The sequence below is a fragment of the Arthrobacter sp. Z5-13 genome (assembly GCF_056499105.1).
The window spans coordinates 326,910-346,008 of record NZ_CP096460.1; the positions used below are offsets into that span (position 1 = coordinate 326,910).

Sequence of the window (19,099 nt, forward strand, 5' to 3'; positions counted from 1 at the left end):
CGGTTTAGGTGACGTCGACAATTGTCCATTGCTGGTGGGCGGAGCCACGGTAGAGCTGTTGCTCCGTGGTTGTTCCGTCCGTGGTTGCTGCGGATGTCAGGCCGAGGGCGTAGGTGGAGAAGCGGTTGGTGAGGGCCACTTTTCCGTTGCTTACGGGGGTGATTGCCCACTGCTGCTGCAGGACCTCGGCGCTGGAATAGATCGCGGCCTTCTCGCCGATGGTCCGTGAGCGGAAACCGATCTCGAGGACCTTTCCGCTGTTGGCGTCCCTTAGCTTGTAGTAGCCGTCGACGTCGGTGGTCAGCGTCCAGCGCTGGTTCGCGGCGTTGGTGTCGGCGGCCAGGACAACGGCGGCCCTGTTGGCAGTGGAGCCGTTGAGTACGGTCAGCGCCTTCCCGCTGGCGGGGTTGATGAGTTTGTAGGCGCGGTTAGGGGCGACGGCGAACGACTGCCGGACAGGCTTTGCGGTGCGGCCGCCCACCCGCAGGCCAGCCACGTTGGTGTAACCGCCGGAGCCTGCCTTGGCGGTGAGCCGGATGAACCCGGCAGTGACCGGGGTCCACTGGGCGAGCTTCGGGGTGGGGCCGGTGGCCCAGCTGCCGGCCGCGACGGTAGTGAAGGTCACGCCGTTGGTGCTGGTGGAGATCTCGAAGGAGGTCACGTCGCCGTCGGTGCCGTTTCCGCGGTTCCACTGCTTGGGCAGGTACTCCAGGATGCTGACACCGGTGTAGATTCCGCCCAGATCCAGCGTTATGGACACCGGAGCCGTGAGTTCGCCGGTGCCGGGCCAGGTGGACCAGCAGGTCTGCAATTTGTTGTCGGCGCGTCCGTCGATCGCGAAGTATGGGGGTTCGGGATCACGGAACGCGGATGCATAAGCCGCTACCGGAGTGATCAGGTGTTCGGCGCGGAGGGGCTGTGCAGGGAGTGCTCCTCGTGATGTGTTGGGGGACCACGCCGCGCCGACTTCAGCGAGGCGGGCCACCACGTTGGGGTCAAGCTTGCCGTTCCGGTTGGGTGCGCAGTTGAGAATAAACGAGGTCCACCTCGATTCGAGTTCGGTGAGGTGGGTGATGATTGCGTCCTTGGACATCAATCCTTCGGTGGGGGTGGATGGGTGCCAGAACCAGCCGTTGCTGATGGTCTGGCCCTGCATCCCGGCCCACGTGTTCCCGGCCGGCGCGGTGATCCCGAAGGGTTCTTCCCAGAAGATGGCATCGGCCAGCCAAGGGGTGAGGACGGCGCAGATGTCGACGATGAGGCAGTTGGGCTGGAGGGTTTTGACCAGGTCACGGATCCGTTGCATGGGGACCTGTTGGTGGCCCATCTGCCAGGCGTAGCCATCGAGCATCAGGACTTCGATCTCGCCGTACCCGGTGAGCAGTTCGGTGATCTGGTTAAGCACGTACTTGATCTGGGGCTGGTCGACGCCCGCGGCAGGGTCGCTGACATGGTATCCGCCGGTGGCCTGCACCGGATAGGTGCGGTCCCAGATGGAGAAGTAGAAGCCCACCTTCAGTCCGCGCGAGCGGAATGAGTCCACGTACTGCCTGACGACGTCGCGCTTGTAGCCGGAGTTCATAACGTTCTGGGTGCCGTATTTGGTGGGCCAAAGCGCAAATCCGTCATGGTGCTTGGTGGTGAGCACCCCGTAGCTCATCCCTGCTGCGAGGGCGGCGTCCGCCCACTGATCTGTGTCCACCGACGGCGGTGCGAAGATCGCGGGATTCTGGTTGGGCGCGGCCCACTCCTGGTTGGTGTAGGTGCCGAGGTTGAAGTGGTTGAACATGCCGAAACGCATGTCCATCAGCTTCTGCAGCAGAGCCTGTGTGTCCCACCCGTCTCCGACGGCGGCCGCCGCTGGCGATGCTCCACCGATAGATGCTCCACCGATGATGGAGGTAGTTAGCAGACCCGCAGCCGAGGCGCCTGCTGCGCCGAGAAAGTTCCGGCGGCCAAAATTAAGTGACGTCATCGTCTGTGCTCCATGTTGATTAGGTCCGCAAGGGGATTGTTAGCGTAAACAGCTTTTGTGATACGTCCGATGTTATGGCCAAATTTCCGACTGTCAATAGCAACTTTGGTGGGGATGGCGCGGACACTCCCGTCCGGCGGCTTTCTAACATATGATGTCTGTACGCTGCTTGGCGCCAGTTGAGAGCTCACATAGGAGGGTGACCCAGGAAGCGGTAGTGAGTCTCTTGGCGTGGTGGGTCAGGCAGGCTGGCAGTCCGTCCGTGGATGAGGCCTGCGATGCAGAGGGGCCGGGGCCGCTAGTCGGTGAAGGAAACGTCAAGCTGTGATGGTGAGGGAATTCCGGGCTCAGATGCCGGTAACTCTAACCTCGGCCAGGGGCGCGGGAGGCTTGCAGGCGCCGCGCAGGCAATTTGGCCTATTGATCTTGCAATGCTGAAGTCGGCCGCGGCTGTCACCCGCGGTCCGGATCACTTCTTTTTAGCGGCCGCCGGTTTTGAGGTGGCTTTGTCCAATGACGTGGCCGGCGCTGCTGCAGCCCTCTTGTCCGCGCGCTTTTCCTTGATGGACTTGCCGGCTTTTTTAGATGCTGCTTGACGGGGGGACTTGTCAGCCATGATCGCTCCTGTAGCGGAACCGAAGAGGTTCCTGACTCATGACGATACACCGGGGGTGCTAATGCCGGGCAGGAGCCCACACCGGGACTTCAATACCTTCCCGGGAACGGGTGATACCCGATTGTGCCAGTGGGCATCGGGTGTCAAAATGTGGCTGTGGGCACTGTGAGGGGCAGGCCCATCGAAAACAGGATTTGGCAATGGGTATTGTTCTGGAAAACACGGTCCTGGTGCCGTGTGCGCCCTCAGATTTTTACACGTTCTGTGTTGAGGGCAGGCACCATTACGACATTCCGGGCTACGAGAGCCTGGCTCCCGATTTTCTTGAGTGCGTGCCGGGCAGGTCCTGGGTAGAGAAGGTGGAAACAGGCAGCGATTCCATCCGCTACTCCTATACGCTCTACCCCATTGCGGACAGTACGCGCGTCACCATTGGCATGGAAATCGAACCCAAGGGTATTGGCGTCCTCATTGCGGGGCTCAAAGCTGCCGGTTACCGTAAGCGCGAGACTGCCCGGCTTGCTGCCATAAAGAAGAGCCTGGAAAAGAACCTGGTTCGAAAGGGGATCCGGGAGGTTGAAAGAGAGAACTCCCGCAGGGTCTTCCCCATGCGGTTTGGTGAGGAGAGCGGCTGACGGGAATCGAACCCGCGTGTCGAGCTTGGGAAGCTAGCGCACTACCATTGTGCTACAGCCGCAGTGGGACCGGCCAAAATGCTGGTGAATGGTCCCGGTGAAACATCGAGATTCACATTACCCCAGTCTTGGACTTTCCCGGAACATCTGAAACCCCACCTCCTTTGTGTCAGGCTGGTGATCGTCAGAATCGTCAGAAGCAGCGACGAAGGAGATCCCATGGCAACGCCGAACCTGTTTCTCATCTACGTGACCGATGTCCAACGCTCCACCGGCTTCTACAGCGACCTTTTCGAGATGGAGCCGGTCATGGTTACCCCTCGCTACGTCCCATTCGAAGTCGCCCCGGGTGTTTTGTTTGCCCTGTGGTCAGGAGGCGGCGAGGCTGTCACCGCAACTACACCTCGATCCAGTGAAGTGGGGCTCATGTTGCCCGGTTCAAGTGACGCCGTGGACCACTGCTACGCCAAATGGATGGCCAAAGGCGTTAACGTCATCGATGAGCCGCGCGATGAAGTCTTCGGACGTACTTTCGTGGTGGCTGATCCCGATGGAAACCTCATCCGGGTCTCTCCCCTGGATTGAACCTGGGAACGGTTCCGGCCCGGCGCTAAGCGGCGTCATATGAAGGGGTGTCCGGTAACCATTCGGTAAAGGCCCGGGCCTTGCTTAGGAGCCTCGAGAGCGGGCTGGCTATCCTGAATCAGTTAGCTGCAGTCGTTGGGGAACGGGCTACGCCGATCAGCCGTCCATCACCAAGGGGTTCCCCGTGGCATTTGCAGAGTACGAGGTGCTCATTCAGTGCGATGCCATCAGCGTTTATCGTTTCCTGGCTGACGGGCTGAACCTGCCACTGTGGTGTAAGGAAGTCCGCAGCATCGAATTGCTCTCCGGCGCCCCTGGAGCCAAGGGCAGTGTTTACCAACAGACCATCGATGGACCTGGTGGCCGCCCTGTCGCCTGCGATTTCCAGATCACCCAGGTCCGTCCTGGTGCAGAGATACAGTTCCAGGTCATCGCAGGTCCTTCACAGCCGCGGGGCGGGTACTACCTCAGCTCCGAGGGCAAGAGCACACGGGTCCGCTTCGCCCTCGAGTATCAACCGAAAGGGCTGATGGGACTGGTTAATGGTGCCGCCCATCAGTCCCTGAAGACTGAGGTTGCCCAACTGGAGCGGCTCAAGGTCCTCCTCGAGAAACAATCTCCCGAGGAGTAGGCCCGTCCTTCGCGGGCTTTGCCGCGCTCTACTGCGCCAGCTTCAGCCCTGTCCAGGGACCGGCAACCGTGCTGGGCGAATTGAGTCCGCCACCGGTGAGATCCCAGTACTGGACCAAGTCACCCAGACTGCCGCCGGAGCGCCGCAGCGCCAGCCCGGTTGAATTAAGGCCAGTGACATCCCGCAGTGCTCGGACGGCGGACACATCGTTCCACCCTGTGGCTACAATCGGGCGCGATTCGGCTCTCGGGGTTGTGCTGCCGGCCCCTCGATAGAGCAGCACGTTTCCGTCACTCCGCCGTGCCAGCAGATCCTCGAACCCGTCGTCGTCGTAATCCACCATGGCCACTCGGGTTGCAGCGATGCCCGTGGCGATCTGGGTCCGGATGATGTGGTCACCTGTGCCACGGTTTGGGTAGAGCCATAGATTTCCGGAAGGGTCCAGGGCCAACAACTGCGGCAGGCGGTTGTTGGCACACCATTCCCCGACGGCGAGGGTCATGGCTGCCCAGCCGGACTGTCCTAAGGTCACCAGCGGCATAAAGCCTCCGCCTGAAATGCCCTGGTGCAGGGTAATACGGCCGTCGCCCCACTGAGTCAGGACGTCAAAAACCCCATCCTTCTGCCAGTCGATGATAAACAGTTCCTTCGCTGAGGTGAAGCCTGACCCAATCACCTGTTGGGCGCCATACGCCCGGTTCCCCAGGGATGGCCGGTTGAGGAGCTGCCCCGACGGGTCCACTGAGACGAGGTCTCCTGCACTCTTAATTGCGGCCGCCGAGAGATCCACGGTGGGGGGCATGTGCCTTACCTGGGGATCGCACATGGTGGCCGGCGCGGGCGGGATGGCTCCGCTGCCGCCGGGTTGGTTGATGGTTCCGCCGGGGAGGGTGTTGTAGCCGAAGAAATTGACGACGCCCCACATGGTGTAGCGGTTGGGAGTGGTCTGCCAGTTGCCATCGGTAAACGTGATTCCAATGCCGATCACGTTGAATCTGGGGTCTTTCATGATGGCGTCGTGGGGCGCGGAGCCCTTCCACATCTCCACGAGCTGCGCTGCGTTCCTGTCCCACCGGACCGCAATGATCTCACCGGCTCCGTTGGTGGGATTCATGGCCCTCGGATCTGTCCAAAAGTTCGCCCGGTGCTCGATCACCTCGCGGGCGGCGATGTTGTCGGACCACTCCTGGGCCATGCCGGCGACAGTGGGGTGGTACTTGACGGACGCCAGCCCCAGGGAGTTCCGGTAGCTGTTGATGGCTGCGAATACTTCCCTGATGTGGGCGGAGTTGTCGTCACGGATCAGCGCTTCGGGGGTCATGGTTCCTGGCGTGGCGCCTGATGTGCCAGGGACATCGGCACCGGGCGCCTGCCCGGAAAGCTCTTCAAGGTCCGACGGCGACGCGGACAACGGCGGAATGAGCGGCGGTTCCGGCGGGGTGGACACAGTTCCGGGCGCGGGCGCGGGCGGGGCAAGGGCAGGCACACGCTTAACGGCTGGTGCAACTACGGTGGCGTTCCCACCCGGGTCAGCTGCTTGGGCGAGGCCTGACGGGGGCCAGATGGCCAGCCGCCTGGGGCCGTCGTCGTCGGGCGTCTTCGAAGGGACTTCCGAAACGTCAGTGGACGACATGGAGCGGGCAGCAGTGTTCAGGCCGGAACTGGGGGACGCTGGGCCGGCAGTCACCGGGCCGGCGGCCGGACCCAGAAGAACGGGACCCATCAGGGCCAGGGCAGAGAGCATGGCAACAACAGCGGGCGCAGCAAGTTTCTTCAAGACCAGACCCCAGTTCCCCTCATGCCGCATCCCACCCCTCTGCGGCGTGCATAGGAGGCCAGACTAGCCCTGAGAAAGCGCAGAGAACAGGTGCATGCGGTATTTTTGAGCTGTGCTGATCTCTGACCGCGATATACGCGCCGAAATAGACTCCCAACGGATTGTGCTGGAACCGTTCGACCCCGTGATGGTGCAGCCGTCCTCAGTGGACGTCAGGATCGACCGGTTTTTCCGGCTGTTCGACAACCACAAATACGCGCACATCGATCCCGCGGAGGAACAGCCGGAGCTCACGCGTCTGGTGGAAGTGGACCGCGGCGAGCCGTTCATCCTCCACCCAGGGGAGTTCGTGCTGGGTTCAACGTATGAGACAGTCACGCTTCCGGACGACATCGCCGCGAGGCTGGAAGGAAAATCCTCGCTGGGCAGGCTGGGTCTGCTGACGCACTCCACGGCCGGATTCATTGATCCGGGATTCTCCGGGCACGTGACGCTGGAACTGTCGAACATGGCCACCCTTCCGATCAAGCTCTGGCCGGGCATGAAGATCGGGCAGCTCTGCTTCTTCCGGCTCACGTCCGCCGCCGAATACCCCTACGGCGCAGGGGAGTACGGCAACCGCTATCAGGGCCAGCGCGGACCTACCGCTAGCCGCAGCCACCAGAACTTCCATCTGACGGACATCCAGGCACCCTGATGCCCGGCGGGCGGGGCCACTAGGCTTCACCTATGGCTAGAGGAAGCCAAAGACCGGCGGGAAGATGACGACGACGACGGCGGCCCACGCGCCGTAAACCGGCAGGTACCGTGTTTGCCAGCGCTCGAGCGAGGCAAACGGACGCCGCCCCCGCAGGAAGCCGACGGACAGCCAGGCAGACCGCAACAGGTGCACCAGCAGCAGCAGGTTCAGGCCCAGGGCTGCGATCTTGTTGGGGCTGGAGCCGAACTCGGCGATACGGGTGAGCATTGCCGTAAGCATCGCGGCATCGACGGCCAGGGCCGCAACGACGAGGACCAACTGCAAGGCGTCGAACAGTGCGGGAGGCGCGAGTGAATCGCGGGCGGAAATCGAGTAGAGCAGCAGGCACAGCACCAGCACGAGGATCGCGTCCATAAGGATCAGCAGGCTGCGGTCGATGTCCACGAATCCGCCAGCTGTAGCAATCACGGCCAGAAGGACCAGCAGCATAACGACCGTCAGGGGTGTGAAAATTCGGGTGAGGACCGGGGCGATGTTTTCGACGACCTGCTGCTTGGCCTCGACGAGCCAGGTTGCGACAACGAGGGCGCCGGGCACTGCGAAGGGCAGGATCCAGTCTTCCAGGACCGGTTCGAAGTCGACGCCAACCACCTGGAGTGTCGCGAGAGTGAGTCCAATCAGGACTGCGCCGCCGAGCGCAATCAGGGTGTAGTAAATGGCGAGTTCGCCGGTAAACCGGACGAAATCCATGCGCCCCTTGTCGGAGTTCCACCGTCCTCCGACGTACGCCACTCCCGCCAGCAGCCACAGAATCACCGGGGCGTGCACTGCGGCGAGGATCTCGGTGGAGCCGCCGGCGGCGAAGGGGTAGACGTTGAGCACTATCGCGAGGGCGACGAAGGGTATGAGCAGCATGGCCCCGACCCGGCCTGTAAGACGCCGCTTCCAGGCGAAGTAGCCTGCGAGGAACGGGAAGACGAGCAGGCCGAGGTTTCGCGTCAGTGCTGTGCCGTCGCCGATCAGTGCAAAGCCGGCCTTGACCGCGATTCCAGCGCCGACGGCCAGTGCGAGGACCACCGCCAGCTCCCGCCACCGTGGCGCGTCGCCGTCGGAGCCCTCGGGTACCAGGACAAGCTGCTTCCACAGCCGTTCCGAGTGTTCGCGGGCAAACTCCCGGGAGACGGCGTCGAGGTTGCCCAGGCGCTTGATGGCTACGAGGAAGGCCTCGTCGTCGTCGAGTCCGGTCGCTTGCCTGTCCGCTATCTGCTCACGGAGGTGGTCCTCCAGTTCGTCCACGTCCGAGGAGGAGATGGCCTGGCTCCGCTGAACGTATCCGCGCCACCGGTCGATTTGTGCCTCCAGCTCAGCATGCGGCTCCATCATGCCCAACCTTCAACCGGGGCGGAGGACCCTTGAGTGCTCCGCCACACCTGACGGAGGGCGTCTGCGACAACAGCCCACTGCTGCTGCCGCTCGGCAAGGGCATCACGGCCCGACGGTGTGATGGCGTAGTGCTTGCGTCGGCGCCCAGCCTCAGAGGTACCCCACGACGACGACACATATCCGAGCCGCTCGAGCCGGTGCAGTAGCGGATAGAGCATCCCGTCCGTCCATTGCATGCCTCCGCCTGACAGCTCACTGACGCGCTTGAGGATCGCGTAACCGTAGAGATCGCCGTCGGACAGGATCCCGAGAACAAGCGGCGTGGCCGAAGCAGCGACCAGATCCTTATCAATGCGCACTGCGCCTCCTATACCTAGAGCTGAAGGGTATCAAACATAGCACCTCTAGGTATAGGGAGTGGCGTTGAGGATTAGCAGTAGCTGGGACCCCCTGCTCCCGGAATTTACCTACTCGCAAGTAAACGGTTCCGCCCCTACATTTAAAAGTGGCATGGCTGGGAGCCGGGACGCAGCGTCGCGTTTCGTTAGTGAAACAGCCCCGAGGTCAGATTCCTCGGTTGAAAATATAGGGGTAATCATGTCTGGAACATTCGAACTGTTTGCTGATGGCAACACGTCCTACGCGTTCAGGATCAAAGCTCCCAATGGGGCGGTCGTAGCGGTGTCCGGGAATTTTCCGGACAAGGCCTCGGCAGTCCAGGGGATTCGCGCCGTCCGCGAATATGCCGGGATGGGGCTGATCAAGGATCTTTGCGAGGCATCCCCGGAGCCTCGGTCAAAGGCTGCCTAGCCCTTACTCGTTGGCGGCGGGCAAGTAACTGCCTCAGGCAACGCCGGTCGGCTGCGGTTTCGCGGGCCTTCGCCAGACCCTCACAAGCGGTTCGATGTACTTGGCTGCGAGCGGGCCGATGATGGCCATGATCAGGACATAGGCTGTGGCCAGCGCCGCCAGTTCAGGCAGCACTGCACCTGAGGCCACGGCGAGGCCGGCGATAACGATCGAAAACTCGCCCCGGGCAATGAGTGTTGCCCCGGCACGGAAACGGCCGGGAACCGCGATCCCTACCCGCTTGGCTGCCCAGTACCCGGTGAGCATTTTTGTGGCAGCCGTAAGCAGTGCAAGGATCAGCGCCCAGCCGATGACAGGCGGAATTGAGTTGGGATCCGTGTTCAAGCCGAATGCCACGAAAAAGATGGCGGCGAAAAGGTCCCGCAGGGGCTCCAGGATGCGCGTGGCGTTGTGCGCTGTCACCCCGGAGATGGCGATGCCGAGCATAAACGCGCCAACCGCGGCGGAGACCTGAAGGGCTGACGCCAGTCCTGCCACCAGCAAGGCGGCGCCAAGCAGGTTCAGCAGGAAGACTTCGGAGTTTTCGCTGTGCACCGCTTGGGACACGCGGTGGCCATGCCGCAATGCCACCAGAAGCACCACGGTGACGACGGCCAGCGAAATCCCCACCGTCTGAAGCCCGCCCAGGAAGCTGACCCCGGCCAGGATTGCGGTCAGGATGGGGAGGTACAGGGCCATTGCCAGGTCCTCGAACACCAGAATGGAGAGGATGGTTGGCGTTTCACGGTTGCCAACCCTGCCCATATCAGTGATGACCTTGGCGGCGATCCCCGAAGACGAAATGTAGGTCACCCCACCCATCACCATCGCCCCGACGAGGCCCCAGCCAAGAAGGACGGCCAGCCCGGCTCCGGGCAGGAAATTCAGGATGAGGTCCAGGATGCCTGCCTGCCAGGAGCGTCGCAGCCCCGTGACTAGTTCAGTGGCCGTGTATTCGAGCCCGAGCATCAGCAGGAGGAGGATGACACCAATCTCCCCCGAGATATGGGCAAATTCCTGGATCCCTTTGAACTCCATGAAACCGCCGGCACCAAAAAACAGTCCGCCCACGAGATAGAGCGGTATGGGCGACATTCCGATCCGTTCAGCCAGCCTGGCCAGCAGGCCGAGGCAGAACACAACGGCCCCCAGTTCGATGAGGGTCAGTGCCAGCGGATCCATTTGCCGCTTATCCGTTGCGCAGAATGTCGGCCGCTGTATCGAGGCCTTCCTGAGTGCCTACGGCAACGAGGAGATCCCCCCGGTGGAGGACGACGTCGGGTCCGGGGGAGGGGACCACCTCACCTTCGCGCATGATGGCCACGATGGAAACACCGCTTCGGGTGCGGATGCACGCCTTACCCATCGGCTGGTTCTCGAAGGGCGAACCTGAGGCAATGGAAAACTGCCGGGTGACGATCCCCGGGATTTCGCGGTGGGCTTCAGAAAGCTGCATGGCAAGGTGCTGCCCTCCCAGCAGATTGCCCAGCGTTGCAGCCTCGTCAGCTGTCAGTGGAATGGATGCCTGGCACGTGTCGGGATCGTCCCAGGTGGAAACGATGAGTTCGCTCTGGCCTTCCCGGTATTCCACGACGCCGATCCGGCGCCCCGATGCCGTCATAAAATCCTTGCGCCTGCCGAGGCCGGGGAGATCTGTCTCATCCACGTTCATGGGTCCAGCCTAATGCTGCAGTGGGCCCTGCGGGGCTGATGCGGCAGAGGATTCAGGAGAATACGCGCAGGGCTAAGCGTCCTCCCGCTGCGGGTTCTCCAGCCTGAAGAAGTTGGACTGGTTGCCGTCGCTTCGCTGTTCCTGATAAATGAAATTCAGGCCTCGTTCATCGAAGGTCTTGAACCACTCCTCCCAGCTGACGTGGCGGAGCTTGCTGTCGTCGCCGCCGAAATCGATGCGGAGCACCCCAAGGTGGTCCCCGTGTTCCGTTCCTTCAACGGTGGCCGGAAGTCCGTCGCGCTCCTCTGCCCACTGCCTGATGACTTCATGGTGGGTGGTAACGAGGCTCCTGCCTTCGCGCTCCGGCTCATCCTCCGTTGAGGTGACCTCCTGGGAGTACTTCAGTGAATCGGATGAGCCCGGCCCTTTGCGGACCTTGCCGTCGTCCGGTCCGGCGCCCAAGTCGCCTTCATTTCCTCGTTGGTCCTGCATCTGGTTGTCCGCTTGGTCTGCCACTGAACTGATCCTTTCCGGTCGGTGTTCCACCAAATAGTAAGCGTACTTATTAAGTGGGCAACAAGCGTGGGTGGACTGTCAAGAGGCCGTTTTCGCTACGCGGAAGGAACCACTGCAATCTCTGCCTTGCCTGGCGGTTTGACTGGTAGCAGGACCAGGAGTCCGGCCAGCAGCACCACCATAATGCCCAGGATTCCCCAGCGCTGGGCCTCTCCTTCGGCCACCAAGGGTGCGGCCACCGCAATGCAAAGGGTAAAGAGCGTGGGTGCCAAGAAGCTCACGGCGCGGCCCGTAGTGGCATAGAGGCCAAAGAGCTCACCCGACTCGCCATGTGGTGCGAGCCTGGCCAGGTAAGCGCGGGACGACGACTGGGCCGGGCCAACGAACAAACACAGGAACAGGCCGAAGACCCAGAAAGTGGTGGCCCCGGCCCAGGTGCTGCCGAAGAACACGTAGTCGCCGTTGCCCAGGACGAGGATCACCGTCCCGGCAATCAGGAGCCCTACCAGCGAGCCAAGGATCACCGCTTTGGGACCTACTCGGTCATCCAGGAAACCTCCAACCATGGCCCCCACTGCGGCCACCACGTTTCCGAAGATGGCGAAGAAGATCACGTCCTTCAACTCAAACCCGAAAGTACCCGCAGCGATGATTCCCCCAAAAGTAAAGACGGCGGCCAGGCCATCGCGGAAGATGGCACTGGCCAGGAGGAAATAGATCGTGTGCGGACTCGTCCGGTAAATGGCCTTGATCCGCCGGATCAGCAGCCCGTAGGACGCGAGGAAGCCAAGCCTGGCCGCCCCGGCCGGCCGGGGAAGCTCGGGAACGGCAAACAGCACGGGGAGAGCAAAGATGAAGAACCACAAGGCGGAAAAGACTGCGACGAGGCGGATGTTGAAGCCGTCCTCCGTCGAGGCCCCGAACCACTCGAAGCTCGGCTGGACAAACAGTTGCAGCACAATCAGCAGCGCCACGATCCCGCCGAGGTAACCCATGCCCCAGCCGAAGCCGCTGACCTTCCCAATGTTCCGGGGGTTCGAGATCTGGGCCAGCATGGCGTTGTAGTTCACCCCGGCAAATTCAAAGAACACGTTGCCCAGCGCAATCAGGGTGACCCCGAGGAGCAGGAACTCCGGCCGCGGGAAGACAAAAAAGCACAAGGCGGTCAGAAGCGCGACGACGGCGGTGTTGACTCCCAGCCAAAGCTTCCGCCGGCCGCCGATATCGGAGCGTTGCCCCGTAACCGGCGCCAACAGGGCGATGGCCAGACCGGCGACTGCCAATGCGCCGCCGAGGACGGCCGAAGCCTGATCTTCGCCGCCAAAGGCTTCGGAGGTGAGATAGACAGTAAAAACAAATGTGGTCATGATGGCGTTGAAAGCCGCAGAGCCCCAGTCCCAGGAGGCCCAGGCCAGGATCTGGCCCTTGCTGACCGCCTGGCTTCCGGTCTCAAGTTCCGACGATGGCTGTTGTGCCTCAGACGCGGTGGCGGAGTTCATGACCCGATGCTATCGCCCCTATGGCGGAAATCGCCGTCAAAAATGCTGGGGCCCACTTGGTAAACTAGTCATGCTGAACCCGACTACTGACCGCCAGCTCCAACCTTTGATAATCGAATTCCTGACGTTGCGGAGATACCAGTGATTACAGTCCTTGCCGTGCATTTTGCGGTGGCTGCACTGGCGCCCTTTTTGTTCGGAAAGTTCGGCAGGAATTCGTTCTACGCGTTGGCCCTGGTGCCCGCAGCATCGTTTGTCTGGCTGATTCTCCAGTATGCCTCTGTCTACTCTCCGCCCTCCGGACAAGGCGCACAGCCAGGAGCCGCCGTCGAGATAATTCCCTGGATCCCTGAACTCAAGCTTGAACTCGCCTTCCGCCTGGATGCCCTTGCCTGGGTGATGTCGCTGTTGATCCTGGGAATCGGATCGCTGGTGCTGGTCTACTGCGCCCGCTATTTCAAGGACAAGGACAGTAATCTGGGCGGATTCGGCGCTCAGCTGCTGGCCTTCGCCGGCGCAATGTTCGGCCTGGTCACGGCGGACGACCTGCTGCTGATGTTCATATTCTGGGAATTCACTACAGTCCTTTCGTATTTGCTGATCGGCTACGCCCGGACCAGGCTGTCGGCACGCCGCTCCGCCCTCCAAGCCCTCGTAGTCACCACAGCCGGCGGCTTGACTATGCTGATTGGCCTGATCATCCTTGGCCACAGCGCAGGCACGTACAGGATCTCGGCCATTCTGGAGCAGGCCCCTGCCTTGATGTCAGGTGACGAGGCCGCAGCGGTGAGCGCCGCCGTCGTACTTATCCTGGTCGGCGCGGTGACTAAATCCGCTCTGGTGCCCTTCCACTTCTGGCTCCCCGGCGCGATGGCGGCCCCGACGCCGGTGAGCGCCTACCTGCACGCCGCTGCGATGGTCAAGGCCGGCGTGTACCTGGTGGCCCGGCTGGCCCCGGGCTTCGCGGAAACAAACTTCTGGCTGCCGGTGGTGTTGGGGCTGGGCCTGGCGACGATGCTGGTGGGCGGTTACCGAGCCCTGCGGCAGACAGACATCAAGCTCATCCTGGCCTATGGCACCGTCAGCCAGCTCGGCTTCCTGATCATGGTGGTAGGGCTCGGCAAACCTGACGCAGCCCTGGCCGGACTCGCTTTGCTGCTGGCCCACGGCCTGTTTAAAGCCACTCTCTTCCTGGTGGTTGGCATCATCGACCACCAATCAGGTACCCGCGACATCAACAAACTCTCAGGTGTTTTCAGTTCATCACGCGCCCTGGGCATCGTGGCCGCTGTTGCCGCCGCATCCATGGCCGGAGTACCGCCGCTCGCGGGATTCGTTGCGAAAGAGTCAGTGTTGGTGGCCTTCGTGCATCACGCTGAAACGCCGGGAGCAGGCCAATCACCGGTCTGGGGTTATGTGGTGCTGATCGGGCTGGTGCTGGGCTCGGTCCTGACGTTCGCCTACAGCGCCCGTTTTATGTGGGGCGCGTTCGCCACCAAACCAGGCGTCGAACGAACAAAGTTCAAACCCATCAGCCCATCCTTCCTGGCGGCACCAGCGGCGTTGAGCCTCCTGACTATCGTCTACGGCCTGTGGCCGCTGCCCGTGGACGGTTGGCTGCAACCCTACGCAGCCCTGTTCGTCACCGGCAGCGTGGATGCAGGAGGGGCCGACGGCGGCGCTTCGGCCGTGGTGGAGGCAGGACACCTTGCGCTGTGGCATGGTTTCACCCTGGCGTTGGGCCTCACTGTCGTCACCTTTGTGCTGGGGTGGGCCATGTTCCGCTGGCGGGGAGGCTTCTCACGTCTCCAAGAGAGAGTCCCGGGCTGGATCGACGGCGACCGGTCCTACCAGCTGACCATCGGCGCCCTGGACGACGTTGCAGTCTGGGTCACCGGGCGCACCCAGCGTGGATCACTGTATTTTTACCTCGCAGTCATCCTGTCGGTGGCGTTCATCCTGCCGCTGACTGCCCTCTTCGCTGCCAACAAACCCCTGCCCGGTGACTTGTATTTCATCGACCCCAACTCGCCGCTGCAGATAGTGGTGGGTGCTGGGATTGTGATCGGAGCGCTGGCCGCGGTGAAGGCCAACAAGCGCTTCCTGGCCGTGCTCATGGTGTCCGTCACCGGATACGGAATCGCCCTGATGTTCGCCCTGCAGGGCGCTCCGGACCTTGCCCTGACCCAGATGCTGGTCGAAACCATCATCCTGGTGGCCTTCGTCCTGGCCATGCGCAGCCTTCCACCGGAACTGCGGGACAGGACGGGAGGCAAGTACAGGGTCACCCGCGTAATCATCGGCCTCGGCTTCGGGATCACCATGATCTTCGTGGGCATCTACGCCATGGGAGCCCGCATCGCGGAACCCGTCTCACTCGCCTTCCCCAAACTTGCGTATGAAGGCGGCGGCGGTTTGAACATAGTCAACGTCACGCTCGTTGACATCCGGGTCTGGGATACCTTCGGCGAAATTTCGGTGCTTGCACTCGCGGCCACAGGAGTTGCGAGCCTGATCTTCATCCGCGGCCGGGGTGACGGCATCAAGGCGTCTTCGACAGTTGCGGCAGGGACGGTAGGCAGGCGAACCGGCGTCGTGCGCAACTCCCGTGAAAGCGCAGCCCTGGCAGTGAGCCGCAAATTCGCTGCATCAACCCGCGATGCCTGGCTGGTTGCCGGCCGGACACTCGCCCCCGAACGCCGCTCCATCATCTTCGAGGTGGTCACACGACTGCTGTTCCACTCGATGATCATCTTCTCCCTCTACCTGCTGCTGGCGGGGCACAACCTGCCCGGCGGCGGTTTTGCCGGCGGGCTGATGGCCGGCCTGGCCCTGACTATCAGGTACCTGGCCGGGGGACGTTTCGAGCTGAGCGAGGCAACCCCCATCAGCGCCGGCACCCTGCTGGGAGTGGGCCTGGCGACGGCGGCGGCGTCCGGAGTTGTCCCGTTGCTGCTGGGCGGGCAGGTTTTTCAGACCGCCATTATCGAGCTGTGGCTGCCCGTCTTCGGCGACATCAAGTTTGTCACCTCAACCATCTTCGACATCGGCGTCTACATCGTGGTGGTAGGGCTGGTCCTGGATGTCCTGCGCAGCCTCGGCGCCGAAATCGACGAACACTTCGAGGAAGAACCAGCGGAGTCAACAACTGAGCAGGAATCCGCCGGAACGCCAGCCGAGACCACAGTTAAGGGCAAGGCATGAGTGTAAACCTGACCCTGCTCACAGTCATGGGGGCGCTGTACGCCTGCGGCATCTACCTGATCCTCGAGCGCAGCCTCACCCGCGTCCTGTTGGGCCTGATGCTCCTGGCCAACGCCACCAACCTGCTCATTCTTGCCACTGGAGGCTACGCCGGCCTCGCGCCCATCTTCAGCAAAGAGACGGCCCCGGCTGAGTACAACGACCCCCTGCCGCAGGCCTTGATCCTGACCTCGATTGTGATCTCGTTTGCCGTCACCGCTTTTATGCTGGGCATCATCTACCGCACCTGGGTGCTGGCCCGCCAGGACGAGATCCAGGACGACGTCGAGGACCTCCGCGTCGCCGAGACCCCCAGTTACGATGCCGAGGACGATGCGGAAATCCCCGTGGAAACCTCCGAGTTCCCACTCACCATGCTTGGCTCTGACGGGCGGGCAGTCTCGAACAGGCCCCGTGCCGACGAGACTGGCAGTGGAGAGCCGCATGCCGACGACACCGTGCACGCCGGCAGTGCCGTGCTGACTGTTGAAGATGCGGCGGCAGAGGAAAAACCCGGTTCCACCAATATTGACCCTGGACCGGAAGGAGGCCGAAAGTGAACATTGCCAGCCTTGCACCGCTCGCCGTCGTACTTCCCATCCTGGGGGCTGCCCTCACCTTCGTACTGATCCGGCACTCCCGGGCCCAACGGGTAGTGAGCATTACTCTTCTGTCCCTCACGCTGCTCCTGGAATGCGTGCTTCTGGCCTCCGTCTGGAACGGCGGGACCACGGCCGTGAACATCGGGGGCTGGCTCCCGCCGTGGGGGATCGTCTTGGTGGTGGACCAGTTCTCATCACTGATGCTGGTGGTGTCATCCTCGGTAAGCCTGGCGGTGCTGGTTTATGCGACCGGGCAGGGAATGGCCGACGGCGACCAGGACGCCCCGCTGTCAGTGTTCCACCCCACCTACCTGATCCTCGTGGCCGGCGTCTCCAACGCGTTCCTGTCCGGCGACCTCTTCAACCTCTACGTGGGCTTCGAAATCCTGCTCACGGCCAGCTACGTGCTGATGACCCTCGGCGGCACGGGCCCGCGGATCCGGGCAGGCGTGACATACGTGGTGGTGTCCGTGGTGAGCTCCGTGCTGTTCCTGATCGCCATCGCCATGATTTACGGCGCCACCGGCACCATCAACATGGCCGACCTCGCCATCAAACTGGCCGAACTCGATCCCGGCACACGCACCCTCCTGCACGTTATGCTCCTGGTGGCTTTTGGCATCAAGGCCGCCGTGTTCCCGTTGTCGTTCTGGCTTCCTGACTCGTATCCGACGGCGCCGGCTCCGGTCACCGCCGTGTTCGCAGGCTTGCTCACCAAGGTGGGCGTCTATGCCATCGTCCGCACGGAAACCCTCCTTTTCCCCGGAGACACCCTCAATACACCGCTCATGATCGCCGCGCTCCTGACCATGGTGGTGGGCATACTCGGTGCCCTGGCTCAGAGCGACATCAAGCGTCTGCTGTCCTTTACGCTGGTGAGCCACATCGGTTACATGGTGTTCGGGCTTGCCATGTCCTCTGTGGCCGGACTGGGTGCGGCCGTGTTCTACGTGGCGCACCACATCACCATCCAGACAAGTCTGTTCCTCGTCACGGGCCTGATCGAACGCCGTGGCGGAAGTTCCTCCATGGACAGGGTTGCCGGCCTGGCCAAGCTGTCACCGCTGCTGGGACTCCTGTTCTTCGTTCCGGCGATGAACCTTGCCGGCATTCCGCCGTTCTCAGGCTTCCTTGGCAAGCTGGGCCTTATGCAGGCTGGTGTTCAGCTGGGCACGCCTCTGGCTTACGCCCTGGTCATCGGCGGGGTGCTCACCAGCCTTCTCACACTGCTGGCGGTTGCGAGGGTGTGGAACCGTGCCTTCTGGCGCAAACCAAGCGACGCGGAACATCCCGATCCGGTGCTCCTGGCAGCTCCCGGTGACGCGGACACCGGAACGCGGAACGGACGCAAGAACGTGATCCTGCTGCCCCGGACCATGGTGGGTTCCACCCTGGCACTGGTGCTTCTGGGCGTGGGACTGACGGTCTTCGCCGGGCCAATCTTCAAGGTAGCGGACCACGCTGCGCAGGACATGCTGGACAGGACGTCCTACATCCAGGCCGTGCTTGGGGACAACGCGCCGGTCCCGGCGATTGCCCTGCCTGATTCAGCATCGTCTAATCGGCTGGAGCCGGCACTCCCAGGGGCGGGCAAATGAGCCGGCGTCGCGTTTCGCTGCGGCAGGAACTGCCGCTGCTCGTGTGGCTCGTGTTTGTGTGGGGTGCGCTGTGGCAAAACTTCACACCCGGAAACCTGCTGCTCGGCGCGGTCCTGGCCGTGCTCGTGTCCCGTATGTTCTACCTTCCGCCCGTAGAGTTGAGCGGCCGGTTCAGCATTCTGCAGGCCATTCCGTTTGCGCTGCAGTTCCTTGGAAAAGTGGCGGCCGCCAGTTTCCAGGTCTTCTACCTGGCCCTCGCCCGCGGCCCCAAGGTGACCAACGCCGTCGTCGCGGTCCCGCTGCGCAGCCACTCTGACCTGATGGTGACGGCTACCGGTCACGTCATCTCCCTGATCCCCGGGTCCCTCGTGGTGGAGGTGGACAGGTCCACCTCCACGCTCTATATCCATGCCCTGAACGTGCGGAACCCCGACGACGTCGTAAAGTACCGCCGGTCTGTCCGGGACGCGGAAGCCGGACTCATCAGGATCATGGGTACAGAAGAAGAACTCGCCGCACTCAAACAGGAGATTGGCGCATGATGCAGCTTGTCCTGGTAATTACTGCGGTGACCCTGTCCATTGCTGCGGCCGGGGCGATCGTCCGAATCGCCGTTGGCCCTTCGCTCCTGGACCGGGTACTTGCCGCGGACGTCCTGCTGGCCATCCTGGGAGCAGCGCTGTGCATTGACATGGCCGTCAACCGGCACCTGAACAACCTGATGCTAGTTGTGGCCGTCTCCGTCATCGGCTTCATAGGATCAGTCACTGTTGCCCGTTTTGTGGCCGACCGGCGGGAGCAACCCAGTGACTCCTGAT

At 62.4% G+C, this 19,099-nt stretch carries 19 protein-coding genes and 1 tRNA gene; 10 read left to right on the forward strand and 10 right to left on the reverse strand.

The features are described from left to right. Window positions 1–4: 4 nt before the first annotated feature. Window positions 5–1,975, reverse strand: a complete 1,971-nt coding sequence (locus tag M1E02_RS01445; protein WP_479376395.1) for an alpha-L-fucosidase — start codon at window positions 1,973–1,975, stop codon at window positions 5–7. 469 nt (window positions 1,976–2,444) lie between these two features. Further along, window positions 2,445–2,591: a hypothetical protein gene (locus M1E02_RS01450; RefSeq protein WP_247046689.1), complete on the reverse strand. Its 147-nt coding sequence runs from the start codon at window positions 2,589–2,591 to the stop codon at window positions 2,445–2,447. 200 nt (window positions 2,592–2,791) lie between these two features. Between M1E02_RS01450 and M1E02_RS01455 the strand changes: the two genes are divergently transcribed. Next, entirely contained in the window at window positions 2,792–3,226 is a 435-nt protein-coding gene (locus tag M1E02_RS01455; protein WP_479376396.1) for an SRPBCC family protein, read from the forward strand. On the opposite strand, the gene M1E02_RS01460 is transcribed toward M1E02_RS01455, so the two are convergent. Beyond that, a tRNA-Gly gene (locus M1E02_RS01460) sits at window positions 3,218–3,288 on the reverse strand. The two genes, M1E02_RS01455 and M1E02_RS01460, sit on opposite strands and share 9 nt — an antisense overlap. 157 nt (window positions 3,289–3,445) lie before the next feature. On the opposite strand from M1E02_RS01460, the gene M1E02_RS01465 reads away from it, so the two are divergent. Both M1E02_RS01465 and M1E02_RS01470 read left to right on the forward strand, forming a co-directional pair. Continuing rightward, entirely contained in the window at window positions 3,446–3,811 is a 366-nt protein-coding gene (locus M1E02_RS01465) for a VOC family protein (protein WP_479376397.1), read from the forward strand. A gap of 184 nt (window positions 3,812–3,995) precedes the next feature. Then, on the forward strand, window positions 3,996–4,442 hold the full coding sequence (locus M1E02_RS01470; RefSeq protein ID WP_479376398.1) for an SRPBCC family protein: 447 nt from the start codon (window positions 3,996–3,998) through the stop codon (window positions 4,440–4,442). Window positions 4,443–4,470: 28 nt separating this feature from the next. On the opposite strand, the gene M1E02_RS01475 is transcribed toward M1E02_RS01470, so the two are convergent. Beyond that, the gene (locus M1E02_RS01475; protein ID WP_479376399.1) at window positions 4,471–6,219 is read right to left on the reverse strand and encodes a CAP domain-containing protein; all 1,749 of its coding nucleotides are present in this window, start codon (window positions 6,217–6,219) and stop codon (window positions 4,471–4,473) included. A 112-nt stretch (window positions 6,220–6,331) separates the two neighbouring features. Between M1E02_RS01475 and dcd the strand changes: the two genes are divergently transcribed. After that, window positions 6,332–6,916 carry a dCTP deaminase gene (gene dcd / locus M1E02_RS01480; RefSeq protein WP_247046670.1) on the forward strand — a complete coding sequence of 195 codons (585 nt, stop codon included), beginning with the start codon at window positions 6,332–6,334 and terminating at the stop codon, window positions 6,914–6,916. Window positions 6,917–6,952: 36 nt separating this feature from the next. On the opposite strand, the gene M1E02_RS01485 is transcribed toward dcd, so the two are convergent. Together M1E02_RS01485 and M1E02_RS01490 are read right to left on the reverse strand one after the other, a co-directional pair. After that, window positions 6,953–8,302 (reverse strand): permease prefix domain 1-containing protein, encoded by a 1,350-nt coding sequence (locus M1E02_RS01485; protein ID WP_479376400.1) that lies wholly within the window; start codon window positions 8,300–8,302, stop codon window positions 6,953–6,955. Continuing rightward, the gene (locus tag M1E02_RS01490; protein ID WP_479376401.1) at window positions 8,299–8,661 is read right to left on the reverse strand and encodes a PadR family transcriptional regulator; all 363 of its coding nucleotides are present in this window, start codon (window positions 8,659–8,661) and stop codon (window positions 8,299–8,301) included. The genes M1E02_RS01485 and M1E02_RS01490 overlap by 4 nt, the downstream gene beginning before the upstream one ends. Before the next feature lie 238 nt (window positions 8,662–8,899). On the opposite strand from M1E02_RS01490, the gene M1E02_RS01495 reads away from it, so the two are divergent. After that, a complete protein-coding gene (locus tag M1E02_RS01495) occupies window positions 8,900–9,112 on the forward strand; it encodes a YegP family protein (RefSeq protein WP_479376402.1) in 213 nt (70 codons plus the stop codon). 33 nt (window positions 9,113–9,145) lie between these two features. On the opposite strand, the gene M1E02_RS01500 is transcribed toward M1E02_RS01495, so the two are convergent. From M1E02_RS01500 to M1E02_RS01515, 4 genes are all read right to left on the reverse strand, one after another. Further along, window positions 9,146–10,333, reverse strand: a complete 1,188-nt coding sequence (locus M1E02_RS01500; protein WP_479376403.1) for a cation:proton antiporter — start codon at window positions 10,331–10,333, stop codon at window positions 9,146–9,148. A 7-nt stretch (window positions 10,334–10,340) separates the two neighbouring features. Further along, window positions 10,341–10,823 (reverse strand): cation:proton antiporter regulatory subunit, encoded by a 483-nt coding sequence (locus M1E02_RS01505; RefSeq protein ID WP_247046665.1) that lies wholly within the window; start codon window positions 10,821–10,823, stop codon window positions 10,341–10,343. 72 nt (window positions 10,824–10,895) lie between these two features. Then, the gene (locus M1E02_RS01510; RefSeq protein ID WP_479376404.1) at window positions 10,896–11,339 is read right to left on the reverse strand and encodes a Rho termination factor N-terminal domain-containing protein; all 444 of its coding nucleotides are present in this window, start codon (window positions 11,337–11,339) and stop codon (window positions 10,896–10,898) included. Between the two features lie 95 nt (window positions 11,340–11,434). Further along, window positions 11,435–12,838, reverse strand: a complete 1,404-nt coding sequence (locus tag M1E02_RS01515; RefSeq protein WP_479376405.1) for an MFS transporter — start codon at window positions 12,836–12,838, stop codon at window positions 11,435–11,437. Window positions 12,839–12,979: 141 nt separating this feature from the next. Here M1E02_RS01515 and M1E02_RS01520 point away from each other — a divergent pair, with 141 nt between their 5' ends. Genes M1E02_RS01520 through M1E02_RS01540 form a run of 5 tightly spaced genes read left to right on the forward strand, consistent with a single transcriptional unit; the run spans window position 12,980 to window position 19,098 of the window. Then, entirely contained in the window at window positions 12,980–16,042 is a 3,063-nt protein-coding gene (locus M1E02_RS01520; RefSeq protein ID WP_479376406.1) for a Na+/H+ antiporter subunit A, read from the forward strand. After that, the gene (locus M1E02_RS01525) at window positions 16,039–16,641 is read left to right on the forward strand and encodes a Na(+)/H(+) antiporter subunit C (protein ID WP_479376407.1); all 603 of its coding nucleotides are present in this window, start codon (window positions 16,039–16,041) and stop codon (window positions 16,639–16,641) included. Before M1E02_RS01520 ends, M1E02_RS01525 begins: the two co-directional genes overlap by 4 nt. Further along, window positions 16,638–18,281: a Na+/H+ antiporter subunit D gene (locus M1E02_RS01530; protein WP_479376408.1), complete on the forward strand. Its 1,644-nt coding sequence runs from the start codon at window positions 16,638–16,640 to the stop codon at window positions 18,279–18,281. Before M1E02_RS01525 ends, M1E02_RS01530 begins: the two co-directional genes overlap by 4 nt. After that, the gene (locus M1E02_RS01535; RefSeq protein WP_479376409.1) at window positions 18,278–18,823 is read left to right on the forward strand and encodes a Na+/H+ antiporter subunit E; all 546 of its coding nucleotides are present in this window, start codon (window positions 18,278–18,280) and stop codon (window positions 18,821–18,823) included. Before M1E02_RS01530 ends, M1E02_RS01535 begins: the two co-directional genes overlap by 4 nt. Then, window positions 18,820–19,098 carry an MrpF/PhaF family protein gene (locus M1E02_RS01540; RefSeq protein WP_479376410.1) on the forward strand — a complete coding sequence of 93 codons (279 nt, stop codon included), beginning with the start codon at window positions 18,820–18,822 and terminating at the stop codon, window positions 19,096–19,098. Before M1E02_RS01535 ends, M1E02_RS01540 begins: the two co-directional genes overlap by 4 nt. Window position 19,099 lies beyond the last annotated feature (1 nt).